The organism is Pseudomonas sp. CHM02, assembly GCF_000612585.1.
Classification (GTDB): domain Bacteria; phylum Pseudomonadota; class Gammaproteobacteria; order Pseudomonadales; family Pseudomonadaceae; genus Aquipseudomonas.
This window is the reverse complement of sequence record NZ_JFCA01000013.1, coordinates 127,620-139,653: the sequence shown is the minus strand read 5'-3', so window position 1 is coordinate 139,653 and position 12,034 is coordinate 127,620. Positions and strand designations below refer to the sequence as shown.

The following is a 12,034-nucleotide window of genomic DNA, read 5'->3' as shown; positions in this document are numbered from 1 at the left end:
CAGACAAAACTATGCCGCCGATTTTGGGGCTGCTTCGCAGCCCAGCGCGAGCAAGCTCGCTCACCACAAGGTGGGCAAGTCGTCAGATAATTGGAGATAAACACCATGAACGATCAATGGATCGACGTCTGCGCCGTGGGCGAAATAGACGAGGAAGACGTGCTGCGCTTCGATCACGGCCCGCACACCTACGCAGTGTATCGCTCGGCCGAGAATGAATTCTTCGCCACTGCCGGCCTGTGCACGCACGAGAAAATCCACCTGGCCGACGGGCTGGTGATGGACCATGTGATCGAGTGTCCCAAGCACAACGGGCGCTTTGACTACCGCTCGGGCAAGGCCCTCGGCGCGCCGGTGTGCGTCAACCTCAAGACCTACCCGGTGCGGGTCGAAGCGGGGCGAGTATTACTCGCCGTCACGGCGTGATGATGAACGCCCCTCTGATCATCGTCGGCGCCGGCCATGCCGGTGGCCGTGCGGCGCTGACCTTGCGCGAAGAAGGTTATGCCGGGCGCCTGATCCTGATCGGCGACGAACTGCACTTGCCCTACGAGCGGCCGCCGCTGTCCAAGGGCGTATTGCAGGGCACGGCGGAGCTGGCCGGTTGCACCCTGTGCGACAGCGAGCGGCTGGCCGAGCTGGGCATCGAGCATATCGCCGGCAACCCGGCGACGCATTTGCAGCCGCAGCAGCATCGCCTGCAACTCGCCGACGGCCAGTGGCTGGCGTATGCCGGTCTGCTGCTGGCCACTGGCGGTCGGGTGCGACGCTTGCCCCAGGAGCAGGCCCATGTGCTTTACCTGCGTACCCATGATGAGGCGCTGGCCCTGCGCAGTGCGCTGAAGGCCGGCACGCGGCTGGTGGTGGTCGGTGGTGGTTTTATCGGCCTGGAAGTGGCAGCGACCGCACGTGGCCTGGGCTGCGAGGTGATACTGCTCGAAGCCGGCCCGCGCCTGGCGGGGCGGGTGTTGCCGCCGGTCATCAGCGAGGCGTTGCTGGCGCTGCATCGTCAGTACGGGGTCGACGTGCGCTTGAATGTGGCCTTGGAATCCATCCAGACCGACGCCGTGTGGCTGGTGGACGGGCAACGCTTGCCCTGCGACCTGGTGGTGGTTGGCATCGGCATGCAACCCAATACCGAATTGGCCGCAGCGGCGGGGTTGGAAGTGGGGCAGGGCATTCGCGTCGATAGCCACCTGCGCACCAGCGCGCCGGGCATTTATGCCGCCGGTGACGTGTGCGAGTTTCGCCTGGGTGGCGAATACCAGCGTCAGGAAACCTGGCGCAACGCCGAGGCCCAGGGGCGGCACGCGGCGCTGAACCTGCTGGGTCGCGACGTGCCGTTCGAGGCACTCCCCGGTTTCTGGTCCGATCAGTACGACTGGGGCTTGCAGGCCGTGGGTGTGATTACACCTTTGACGGTCAGCCGCCCATTGGCGAGCGGTGGCGTGCTGCTGTTCTACCTGGATGCCGATCAGCGCTTGCAAGGTGCCTGCGGCTGGGCGCCGGGCAACAGCGTGGCCAAGGACATCAAGCTGTGCGAGCGCCTGATCAGCGCACACCTGTCGCTGGCCCGCGCCAGCCTGGCCGACCCCGAGCTGTCCCTTAAACACTTGCTGCGAGGCTGATATGCGCCAATTCCTGGTGTTCCAATCCCTGTGGGCCATGCAAACCGAGCCCGGTTCGCTCGATGCCCAACTCGACCGCATCAAGGCCGCCGGTTTCGACGGCATTACCGACCATTACTTCAAGCTCGCCGACGTCGCGCGTTTGCACGCCGCCGCCACGGCCAGGGGCCTGCAGGTCGAAGGCCAGTTGTTCCCGCAAACGGTGGACGACCTGGCGGCCGCGCTGGATGTAATCAGCGGCTACGGCTGCCATCACCTCACCTTGCAAGCCGACGTGCGCCCGCGTACCCCATCCGAAGCGGCCCGATTGGTCGAAGGCTGGCAGCGCCTGGCCGAGCAGGTGGACTTTCCGGTGCTGCTGGAAACCCACCGTTATCGACTCACCAATGACCTGCTGTTCACCCTCGATCTGCTGGCACAGATGCCCGACTTGAAACTGCTGGCCGACCTGTCCCACTACGTGGTCGGGCGTGAGCTGCCGGAGCCTGGCGCCGCTGAAGATGACTACCAGATCCGCACGATTTTGCGCCACAGCTGGGGTTTCCACGGTCGTGTCGCCAGCAGCGAGCAGGTGCAGGTCTCCCTGGACTTCCCCCAGCATCAACCCTGGGTCGAGCGTTTTACCAAGTGGTGGTGCTACGGGATCGAAGACTGGCTGGCCCGACCCGACACACCGCAAAGCCTGTCCTTCACCTGTGAACTCGGCCCGCCGCCGTATGCGATCACCGGTGCCGACGGCCGCGAGATCAGCGATCGCTGGACCGAAGCGCTAAAGCTCCAGACGCTGATTCGCCAAGTGTGGCAAGACTGTCAGGCCACCAGTTGACCCTGCAGGCGCCGGCGAGCCAGCTCCTACAAGGGAATGATCTGCTAATCTGCGCGGGTCTTTTGCCCTTAGCCTGGATTTTTCATCATGCCGACGTCCTCCGTGCAGCCACCCCTTGAGCCGCAGTCCGTGTGCCACCCGATCACCAGTAGCGCGATTTTCATGGTCGCCACCGTCGCCCCCGGCCGTGAGGAAACGGTCCGCGCCTGGTGCGCGGACCTCGCCGGGCTGGTGCGTTCAGTGGGCAAGCGCGTGCCGGCGGGCAACCTGACCTGCGTCTGCGGGTTTGGCTCGGCGGCGTGGGACCGGCTGTTCGGCGCACCACGCCCGGCGGCGTTGCACCCGTTCCGCGAATTTGGCGTAGAAGGGCGCATGGCTGTGTCGACACCGGGGGATATCCTGCTGCATATCCGTGCCGAGCAGATGGACCTGTGCTTCGAGCTGGCCACCCACGTGATGGCGGCTCTCGGTGACAGCGTGAAGGTGGTGGATGAGGTCCAGGGGTTCCGCTATTTCGACATGCGCAGCATCATCGGCTTTGTCGACGGCACCGAGAACCCGGTAGGGCGCAAGGCTGAGGGGTTTACCATCGTCGGCGATGAAGACAGCGCGTTCCGGGGTGGCAGCTACGTGCTGGTGCAGAAGTACCTGCACAACATGACGGCCTGGAACGGCCTGACCGTGGAAGCCCAGGAGAAGGTGATCGGGCGCACCAAACTGTCGGATATCGAGTTGGACGAGGAAGCCAAGCCGAGCAACTCCCACAGTGCATTGACGGTCATCACCGACAAGAACGGCGAAGAAGTGAAGATCCTGCGCGACAACATGCCCTTCGGCCGGCCGGGTGCCGGCGAGTTCGGCACCTACTTCATCGGCTATGCACGCTCGCCTGAGCCTCTGGAGTTGATGCTGGAAAACATGTTCGTTGGCCGCCCTGTGGGCAACTATGACCGCCTGCTGGACTTCAGCACGGCGGTCACCGGTGGCCTGTTTTTCGTGCCCTCGGCTGACCTGCTGGAAGCGCTGGCCGAGCGCGCCCCCCTGTAGGAGCCGGCTTGCCGGCGATAGCGGTGCGTGAGTCAACGGGTGTGATGACGGATACACCGCTATCGCTGGCAAGCCAGCTCAGGACGGGGTCAGTTCAGCAGGCCGGTGCTCACCGCCACGATCAGGAAGATCCCCAGCAACGCACGGTAAATCACGAACGGCCAGGTCGAGAACCGTTCCAGAAACTTCATCAGCCCCCAGATCGCAAAAAACGCCGAGATGCTCGCCACCACCAGGCCGAACAACAAGTGTGGCCAGGCATGCACGGGCATGTCGGCGCGCAGCAATACCCAGAGTTCCTTCAGGCCGGCGAGGGCGATGGCTGGCAGGCCCAGCAGGAAGGAGAACCGCGCGGCTTCCTCACGCTTGAAATTGAGGAACAGCGCAGCGGTGAGGGTGGAGCCGGAACGCGAGACACCAGGAATCAACGCGCCAATCTGCGCAATCCCCACGATCAACGCATCGCGCAGGCGCATTTCGCCCATCTCCCGGGTGTGGCGTGCGCGCACTTCCGCCACGGCCAGGAGTACCGCCATCACCACGCAGGAGAGGCCGATCACCATCAACCCGCGCAACGGCGAGTTGCAGGCATTCAAGGTCGACGACAGCGCCAGGCCGGCAATCCCGATCGGCACGGTCGCCAGCACAATCGCCACGGCCAGCTTGAACCACGGGTCGTTATAGTCACCCCGGCGCACCGCGCCGATGCTGCCGGTCGTTACCTGGCGCACATCGCGCCAGAAATAACTGACCACCGCCGCCAGCGCCGCCAACTGCATCGCCGCCGAAAACGCCGAGCCGGGGTCTTGCCAGCCGAGCAGGGCGGGTACCACGCGCATATGGGCGGTGGACGACACCGGCAACAGTTCGGTGATGCCCTGGATCACGCCCAGGATGAAGATCTGCAGGTAGTCCAGGGAGGCAAAACCCACATCCAGGCCGGCGGAACAGACGTTGCTCACAATACGTGTCCTTGAAAAAGGGGAGGCAATTTCGCGGAGTTTATTCGAAATGTTTCAGGGTTTCGGCGGAGGCAACACCTATTTGCAATCGGTTCAGCAAGTAGAAAGGTTGGTCGCTCTATTGGACTGTCCGTGGGTTTTGTGAACAATGTCGCCCTGCATTCCTGACCGAGAGCCCCATGCCTGAAACCACCGTCGAACTGATCCAGACCGGCCCGGAGCACGCCGAGCTGATCCGCAATCTCTACCAGTACTACGCCTACGAGTCGTCGGACTGGGAGCAGGAAGATGTCGAGGCGGACGGCCGCTTCTATATCCATGACGAACACCTGACGCGTTACTGGCAGGACCCGCAATGGAGCGCCAACCTGCTGCTGGTCGATGGCTATATCGCCGGTTTCCTGTTGATCGAAGGCAGCGAACTGCCGGGCATCGACGCCCTGGAATTGGCCGACCTGTTCATCCTCAAGCGTTACCGCCGCAAAGGCATCGGCCGTGCCATCGCCAGCCAGGTGCTGTGCAGCGGCGAAGCCAATTGGCTGGTGCGCTTCTATGATCAGGACGAAGTGTCCCAGGCGTTCTGGCGCACGGTGCTGGATAACCTGCCGCGTCCGGTGCAGACGATTGAGCTGGAGGATGACCCGCAATTGGTGAGTTACCTGATTACGCGGGCGGCGTTGCACTGAGTGATGCTCGCCGGCTTGTCCCTGAAAAAGAGGCTACGGCCTCTTTTTTTTGCCTGTAATTTAACTATCAATGTTTTTATATGCTTAAAAAAACATTTACAAGGATGCTGCTTGCTGTGAATATGTTCAGGCGAATTTAAAAAAACAAAAAACAGCCGCGGTGCTGATCTCGATCAGGCCATAACAACAACGACCTAACACAGGCTTGAAGCCGGCTCCTGCCCCTGGCCGGTCTTTTCAGCGAAGGAGAACATCTCCCGTGAATCGCTTACTCAATGGAACGCTGTGCGTCACCCTTGCATTGGGCGCCGGCCTTGCGCAGGCCCAGAGCACCTTGCGTGTCGGCTTGAACGCCGATATCCGCAGCACCGAACCCGGCGTCAACCGTGACGAAAACACCGACACGGTGATGCTGCACATCGTCGAGGGCCTGGTGGCCCACCGTGAAGACGCTTCCGTCGGCCCGTTGCTGGCCCGCGAGGTCAAACGCTCCGATGACGGCATGACCTACACCTTCACATTGCGTGACGGGGTGCACTTCCAGAACGGCGCGACGCTGACCGCCCAGGACGTCAAGTGGACCTGGGAGCGCTACCTCAACCCCAAGACCCAATGGCGCTGCCTGGCTGAGTTCGATGGCCGCGGCGGGGCGAAAATCACCGGCATCGACACCCCGGATCCCCTCACCGTGGTGTTCCACCTCGACCAGCCCAGCGGCTTGTTCCTGGCCTCGATGGCGCGCCCCGATTGTGGCGGCAGCGGCATCCTGCACCCGGACTCGCTGGCGGCGGACGGCAGTTGGAAAGCCCCGATTGGCACCGGCCCGTTCAGCCTCGGCGAATGGAAGCCCGGCCAGTACGTGGTGCTGTCGCGCTTCAAGGACTACAGCCCGCGCGATGAAGCCGGGCCGGACGGTTTTACCGGCAAGAAGACCGCCCTGGTCGACGCCGTGCGCTTCATGGTGATTCCCGATCCTTCGTCGGCCAAGGCCGCCCTGATGTCCAACAACATCGACCTGCTGCCTAACGTCAGCGCCAGCGACGCCCAGGAGTTGAAAGCCACGCCGGGCGTGCAGATCTCGTTCAGCCCGATCATGGCCATCTGCGGCCTGCTGTTCCAGACCAACGACCCGCTGCTCAAAGATGTGCGCATTCGCCAGGCCATCGCCCACTCCCTCGATTACGGGCAGATGGTCACCGCGTTGTCCAACGGCACTTCCGAGCCGAACAACTCGGCGATCCCGCAAACCAGCCCCTTCTACAGCGCCACGGCCAGGCAGGGTTATCACTATGACCCGCAGGAAGCCCAGCGCCTGTTGAAAGAGGCCGGCTACCACGGCCAACCGATCAAGATGATCGTCAACAAACGCTATTCGCAGATGTTCGACATGGGCCTGCTCAGCCAGGCGATGGCCGTGGCCAGCGGCTTGAATATCCAGATGGAAACCCTGGAGTGGGGCACCCAGCTGGAACGCTACCAGAGCGGCAACTACCAGATGATGGCGTTCTCTTACTCGTCGCGCCTGGACCCCGCCACCAGCTTCGACTCGCTGATGGGCGACAAGACCAAGGAGCCGCGCAAGGTCTGGGACAACCCCCAGGCCCAGGCGGTGCTGCGTGAGGCGGTGCGCGAGAGCGACACGGTCAAGCGCCAGGCGCTGTTCGACCAGTTGCACACGATGATGATCCACGACACGCCGATGGTGATCATCTACAACGGTACGGTCGCCGCAGCGCTGCGTGACAGCGTCAAGGGCTTCCATTCGTGGCCGGTGTCGTCGCCACGGCTGTGGGGCGTCAGCCTCGCGGCCCAATAACGGGGCCTCCAGCATGTTGCGTTTTATCCTGCAAAAACTCGCCATGGCGGTCCCCACCCTGTTGCTGATCTCGGTGATGGTGTTCGCGCTGATCCGCCTGATTCCGGGCGACCCGGCGCTGCTGATGCTCGGCGACATGGCCGACCCGCAAAGCCTGGCCGACATGCGCCACACCCTGGGCCTGGATCACTCGCTGGTGACGCAGTTCCTGATCTGGTTCAAGGCGGTGCTGAGCTTTGACCTGGGGTTTTCCATCAGCACCAAGCAAGCGGTGTTGCCGCTGATTCTCGACCGCTTCAGCGTCAGCGCGACCATCGTGCTGGTGGCTGTGCTGTTCGCCACGCTGATCGCGGTGCCCATCGGCCTGATCGCCGCGTGGAAACAGAACAGCGCCCTCGACCTGGGGCTGGTGTCCATCGCGACCTTGCTGCTGTCGATCCCCAGCTTCTGGCTCGGCCTGCTGTTGCTGCATGCGTTCGGTATCCAGCTCGGCTGGTTGCCGGTGGTGGGCTACGTCAGCTTCGCCCAGGCGCCGTGGCAAGCCATGAGCTACATGGTGTTGCCGGTGGTGACCTTGACCCTGGTGGAAGTCGGCGCGATCACCCGCATGGCGCGGGCCAGCACCATCGAAGTGCTGCGCCTGGAATACATCGCCCACGCCCGGGCCAAGGGGTTGTCGGAGCGTGCAGTGTTGTGGAAACACGCGTTGCCCAACGCCTTCGCGCCGACCTGGACCCTGGTGGGGCTGATCCTCGGCAACCTGTTGGGCGGCATCGCGGTACTCGAAACCGTATTCACCCTGCCAGGCATCGGCCGGCTGATGGTGGACGCGATTTTCGCCCGCGATTATCCCGTGCTGCAGGGCTGCCTGCTGCTGATCACCTTTATCTACGTGCTGGTCAACCTGTGCGTGGATCTGCTCTATCCGCTGTTCGATCCAAGGGTGAAGTTATGAGTTCGACGATTGCCGTGCCCGCAGCGGCCAAGCGCCGGCGCGCGTGGGCGCCGGCCAACGCCTTGATCGGCGGCGGACTGCTGGTGGCGCTGATCGCCCTGGCATTGATGGGGCTGGTGTGGTCGCCGTTCGACCCGCTGAAGATCGACCTGATGTCGCGCTTCCAGGCGCCATCGGCCGCCCACTGGCTGGGTACCGACGAATTTGGCCGCGATGTGTTCAGCCGCCTGCTGATCGGTGCACGTACCAGCCTGTGGGTGAGCTTGCTGACGGTCAGCGTCGCCGTGCTGGCAGGCACCCTGATCGGCATGCTCGCCGGTTACCTGCGCGGCTGGACCGACCGCGTGCTGATGATGTTCAACGATGCGCTGCTGGCCTTCCCCGGCATCCTCATGGCGCTGGGCATCATGGCGATCATCGGCGCGAGCAAGTACGGCATCGTGCTGGCCCTGGGCATCGCCTACACGCCGTCGGTGGTGCGCGTGGTGCGCGGCACCGTGCTGTCCCTGCGTGAACTGGAGTACATCGAAGCCTCGCGGGTGATCGGCAACTCCGAGCTGTACACCATGCTGCGGCACATTGCGCCGAACTGCCTGGCACCGTTGTGCGTGCTGGCCACCAGTATGTTCGGCTGGGCGCTGCTGTCGGAAAGCGCCTTGAGCTTCCTCGGCCTGGGCGTACCGCCGCCGGCGGCGACCTGGGGCAACATGCTCGCCAGCAGCCGGCCGTACATCGCTTCGGCACCCTGGCTGGGGGTGTTTCCCGGGCTGTTTATCTGCCTGACATTGCTGGCGATCAACCTGTTTGGCGATGCACTGCGTGATCGTCTCGACCCCCGGATGAGGAAGTGAACATGTCCGCCAATCCTGTTTTGTTGAACGTCGAACACCTGAAGATCCGTGTGGGCGAACACGGCCCGCTGGCGGTGGATGACCTGAGTTTCAGCATCGCGCCGGGCGAGATCGTAGCGCTGGTGGGAGAGTCCGGCAGCGGCAAGACCATGGCCGCCCGCGCCGCCATCGGCCTGTTGCCGTTGCCGATGCACGTGTGCGGCGGGCGCCTGGATTTCCAGGGTCGTGACCTGGCCAGTGTCAGCCCTGAAGCGCTGCGTGCGATTCGCGGCGCCAGCATCGGCATGGTGTTCCAGGAGCCGATGGTGTCGCTCAACCCGGCGTTGAAAATCGGCCAGCAGATGAGCGAAGCGCTCAAGCTGCACACCGACCTCGACCCACCGCAGATCCGCGAACGGTGCCTGACCATGTTGCGCCGTATCGGCATCAAGGCCGCCGAACGCTGCCTGGAGTCCTATCCGCACCAATTCTCCGGCGGCATGCGCCAGCGCATCATGCTGGCCTCGGTGATGTTGCTGCGCCCGGCCTTGCTGATCGCTGACGAACCGACCACGGCCCTCGACTGCCTGGCGCAACTGGACGTGATCGAGTTGATGCTCGAACTGACCCGCGAGCAGGGCACCGCGATCCTGTTTATCAGCCATGACCTGTCGCTGGTGGCGCGGTACGCGCACAAGGTAGTGGTGATGCGTCACGGCAAGGCGGTGGAGCAGGGCAGCATCGAAGACATCCTGCTCGCGCCCAAGGCCGAATACACCCGTCAGTTGCTGGAAGCCTTGCCGCGCCGCGGCGAGCTGGCGCCGTTGCCGGCCAGCAACGGGCCGTTGGTGGAGGTGGATCAGGTGTGCATCGAGCATCCCGGGCCGACCACGTTCTGGGGCAAGCGTCAGCATAACCGCGTGGTGCATTCCGCCAGCCTGGTGATCGCCCCCGGCGAAACCCTGGCGCTGGTGGGCGGCAGCGGTTCGGGCAAGACCACCCTGGGGCGCTCCCTGGTGGGCCTGATCAAACCCTGTGCCGGCTCGATCCGCTTCAAGGGCGTGGATATCCTCAAGGCCGCCAACCGCACCCATCGCCTGCAATGCCAGATGATCTTCCAGGACCCGTATTCGTCCCTGAACCCGCGGATGAAAATCGGTGAAATCCTCGCTGAGCCGTTGCGTCACGAGCCCGGCCTGAACGCCGCCGAGCGCCGTGAACGGGTGACGCAAACCCTCAAGGATATTGGCCTGGGCGCGCAGTTTGTCGAGCGTTTCCCCCATCAGCTTTCCGGTGGTCAACGCCAGCGCGTCGCCATTGGCCGGGCGTTGGTGCGTCACCCGCAACTGGTGATTGCCGACGAGCCGATCTCGGCACTGGACATGACCATCCAGAAACAGATCCTCGAACTGTTCGAACGCCTGCAGGCGCAGTACGGCTTTGCCTGCCTGTTCATTTCCCATGACCTGGCGGCGGTGGAGCGCATTGCCCATCGGGTCGCGGTGATGCACCAGGGCAATGTGGTGGAAGTGGGCGTGCGCGAACAGATCTTCGATCACCCGCAGCACCCGTACACCCGGCAACTGCTGGCCGCCGCCAGCCCGCTGGAGCAACTGCCGGACGGCGGCTACCGAATACGACCGGCCATTTAACCCCCTGATTTCACCCGGCGCGCAGGCCCTCACGCCTGCGCGATGGGGAATGTCGTGCCCAGAAAAACAATAAGACCTACTCACCCATAACGACTGCCAGGAGCCAAGAACATGCACAACAACCACCTCAACCTGATCTTGACGGGTGTCGGCCTTATGAGCGGGGGCCTGCTGTGCGCCCCGGCCCAGGCTGATTTCATCAAGGACAGCAAGGCAGATCTGGACCTCAAGAACTACTACTTCAACCGCGACTACCGCGAAGACGCCGGGCAATCCAAGCGTGAGGAATGGGCCCAGGGTTTTATCCTCAACCTCAAGTCCGGCTTTACCGAAGGCACCGTGGGTTTTGGTGTGGACGTGGTCGGCATGCTCGGCCTGAAGCTCGACTCCAGCCCGGACCGCTCTGGCTCCGGCCTGTTGTCCAGGGACAACGATGCCACGCCGGGCAAACCGAGCTATTCCAGGCGCGCCCATGACGAGTATTCCAAATACGGCGTGACGGGCAAGGTGCGCTTCGCCCAGAGCGAGCTGCGCAGCGGTTACCTGCTGCCGGACCTGCCGACCTTGCAACCCAACACCAGCCGGCTGTTCCCACAGACCTTCCGGGGCACCCAGGTGACGTCCACGGACATCGCCGGGCTGGCGTTGATCGGCGGGCAGATCGACCAGACCAAGCAGCGTGAATCCACCGAATACGAAGACATGGCCCTGACCAGCCAGAGCGGCGCCTACAAGAGCACCGCCAAGAGTGATCGTTTCCGTTTTGCCGGGGGCGATTACAAGCTCACGCCGGGGATGACGTTGAGTTACCACTTTGCGCAATTGGAGGACATCTACCAGCAGCATTTCGTGGGGGTGAAAAACAGCTTTGCGCTGGGTGGTGGCACGCTCAAGACGGATATCCGCTATTTCGATGCGGACAAGTCCGGTGCCGGCCTGGCGGGCAAGGTGGACAACCGTGCGCTGAGTACGCGGGCGATGTTCAGCTACAAGGGGCACAGTGTGGGTGGGGGGTATCAGGAGCAGTATGGGGAGACGCCGTTTACCTATGTGGACGGGACCAATACCTATCTGTTTTCCGAGTATCAGTTGAGTAATTTCTCGCAGACCAATGAGCGGGTCTGGCATGCGCGGTATGACTTTGACTTTGCGGCGCTGGGCGTGCCGGGGCTGACGTTTTCGACGCGTTGGGCCAAGGGTGATCAGGCGCAGGTGAAGGGGTTTGTGGGGGAGGGGCGTGAGTGGGAGCGGGATATTGATTTGGGGTATGTGTTTCAGTCCGGGGCGCTGAAAGGGGTGTCGTTGCGTTGGCGCAACGGGTTGAGCAAGGCTAACTATTTCCGGGATATGAATGAGAACCGGGTGATTGTTGGTTATACCGTGGCGCTTTGGTAATGAGCGCTTTCGGGTGCATTGCAGCGGTAACGGCGGCTGACCCGGCGTCCTGCCGGGCTCGCTTCGCATCGAGCGTGCGCTTTTCTGTAGGAGCCGGCTTGCTGGCGAAAAACGTGAGGGCGCCGCGATTATTCGGGTTTGTCGCGTCCTCGTTGACGACTATCGCCGGCAAGCCGGCTCCTACAGGGGTTGCGTATGTTGTTGAGGTCTGGTCGGTTTCGAGGGTGCTTCGAGGTC

At 63.2% G+C, this 12,034-nt stretch carries 11 protein-coding genes; 10 read left to right on the top strand and 1 reads right to left on the bottom strand.

The features are described from left to right. Positions 1 to 105 precede the first annotated feature (105 nt). From BM70_RS0109350 to BM70_RS0109335, 4 genes are all read left to right on the top strand, one after another. Complete coding sequence (locus BM70_RS0109350) at positions 106 to 426, top strand: MocE family 2Fe-2S type ferredoxin (RefSeq protein WP_017134582.1); 321 nt, start codon at positions 106 to 108, stop codon at positions 424 to 426. A 2-nt stretch (positions 427 to 428) separates the two neighbouring features. After that, positions 429 to 1,628, top strand: coding sequence for an NAD(P)/FAD-dependent oxidoreductase (locus BM70_RS0109345; protein ID WP_025855769.1), 1,200 nt, complete (start codon positions 429 to 431; stop codon positions 1,626 to 1,628). A 1-nt stretch (position 1,629) separates the two neighbouring features. Then, entirely contained in the window at positions 1,630 to 2,454 is an 825-nt protein-coding gene (locus BM70_RS0109340) for a sugar phosphate isomerase/epimerase (RefSeq protein ID WP_025855768.1), read from the top strand. An 87-nt stretch (positions 2,455 to 2,541) separates the two neighbouring features. Then, positions 2,542 to 3,501 (top strand): Dyp-type peroxidase, encoded by a 960-nt coding sequence (locus BM70_RS0109335; RefSeq protein WP_025855767.1) that lies wholly within the window; start codon positions 2,542 to 2,544, stop codon positions 3,499 to 3,501. 89 nt (positions 3,502 to 3,590) lie between these two features. On the opposite strand, the gene BM70_RS0109330 is transcribed toward BM70_RS0109335, so the two are convergent. Continuing rightward, on the bottom strand, positions 3,591 to 4,463 hold the full coding sequence (locus tag BM70_RS0109330) for an undecaprenyl-diphosphate phosphatase (protein WP_025855766.1): 873 nt from the start codon (positions 4,461 to 4,463) through the stop codon (positions 3,591 to 3,593). 179 nt (positions 4,464 to 4,642) lie between these two features. Here BM70_RS0109330 and BM70_RS0109325 point away from each other — a divergent pair, with 179 nt between their 5' ends. The 6 genes from BM70_RS0109325 to BM70_RS0109300 all read left to right on the top strand — a co-directional run bounded on the left by BM70_RS0109325 (position 4,643) and on the right by BM70_RS0109300 (position 11,797). Beyond that, a complete protein-coding gene (locus BM70_RS0109325; protein WP_025855765.1) occupies positions 4,643 to 5,149 on the top strand; it encodes a GNAT family N-acetyltransferase in 507 nt (168 codons plus the stop codon). A gap of 259 nt (positions 5,150 to 5,408) precedes the next feature. Then, positions 5,409 to 6,965: an ABC transporter substrate-binding protein gene (locus BM70_RS0109320; RefSeq protein ID WP_025855764.1), complete on the top strand. Its 1,557-nt coding sequence runs from the start codon at positions 5,409 to 5,411 to the stop codon at positions 6,963 to 6,965. 13 nt (positions 6,966 to 6,978) lie between these two features. Next, positions 6,979 to 7,920, top strand: coding sequence for an ABC transporter permease (locus tag BM70_RS0109315; RefSeq protein ID WP_025855763.1), 942 nt, complete (start codon positions 6,979 to 6,981; stop codon positions 7,918 to 7,920). After that, complete coding sequence (locus tag BM70_RS0109310; protein ID WP_025855762.1) at positions 7,917 to 8,771, top strand: ABC transporter permease; 855 nt, start codon at positions 7,917 to 7,919, stop codon at positions 8,769 to 8,771. The genes BM70_RS0109315 and BM70_RS0109310 overlap by 4 nt, the downstream gene beginning before the upstream one ends. Before the next feature lie 2 nt (positions 8,772 to 8,773). Beyond that, positions 8,774 to 10,402 (top strand): ABC transporter ATP-binding protein, encoded by a 1,629-nt coding sequence (locus BM70_RS0109305; protein WP_025855761.1) that lies wholly within the window; start codon positions 8,774 to 8,776, stop codon positions 10,400 to 10,402. Positions 10,403 to 10,558: 156 nt separating this feature from the next. Further along, positions 10,559 to 11,797, top strand: a complete 1,239-nt coding sequence (locus BM70_RS0109300; RefSeq protein ID WP_371262132.1) for an OprD family porin — start codon at positions 10,559 to 10,561, stop codon at positions 11,795 to 11,797. The last annotated feature ends 237 nt before the right edge of the window (positions 11,798 to 12,034 follow it).

Coding starts and splice junctions, on each gene's coding strand:
- BM70_RS0109335 (WP_025855767.1), top strand. CDS start 2,542: ATGCCGACGTCCTCCGTGCAGCCACCCCTTGAGCCGCAGTCCGTGTGC.
- BM70_RS0109305 (WP_025855761.1), top strand. CDS start 8,774: ATGTCCGCCAATCCTGTTTTGTTGAACGTCGAACACCTGAAGATCCGT.
- BM70_RS0109350 (WP_017134582.1), top strand. CDS start 106: ATGAACGATCAATGGATCGACGTCTGCGCCGTGGGCGAAATAGACGAG.
- BM70_RS0109310 (WP_025855762.1), top strand. CDS start 7,917: ATGAGTTCGACGATTGCCGTGCCCGCAGCGGCCAAGCGCCGGCGCGCG.
- BM70_RS0109345 (WP_025855769.1), top strand. CDS start 429: ATGAACGCCCCTCTGATCATCGTCGGCGCCGGCCATGCCGGTGGCCGT.
- BM70_RS0109340 (WP_025855768.1), top strand. CDS start 1,630: ATGCGCCAATTCCTGGTGTTCCAATCCCTGTGGGCCATGCAAACCGAG.
- BM70_RS0109300 (WP_371262132.1), top strand. CDS start 10,559: ATGAGCGGGGGCCTGCTGTGCGCCCCGGCCCAGGCTGATTTCATCAAG.
- BM70_RS0109315 (WP_025855763.1), top strand. CDS start 6,979: ATGTTGCGTTTTATCCTGCAAAAACTCGCCATGGCGGTCCCCACCCTG.
- BM70_RS0109325 (WP_025855765.1), top strand. CDS start 4,643: ATGCCTGAAACCACCGTCGAACTGATCCAGACCGGCCCGGAGCACGCC.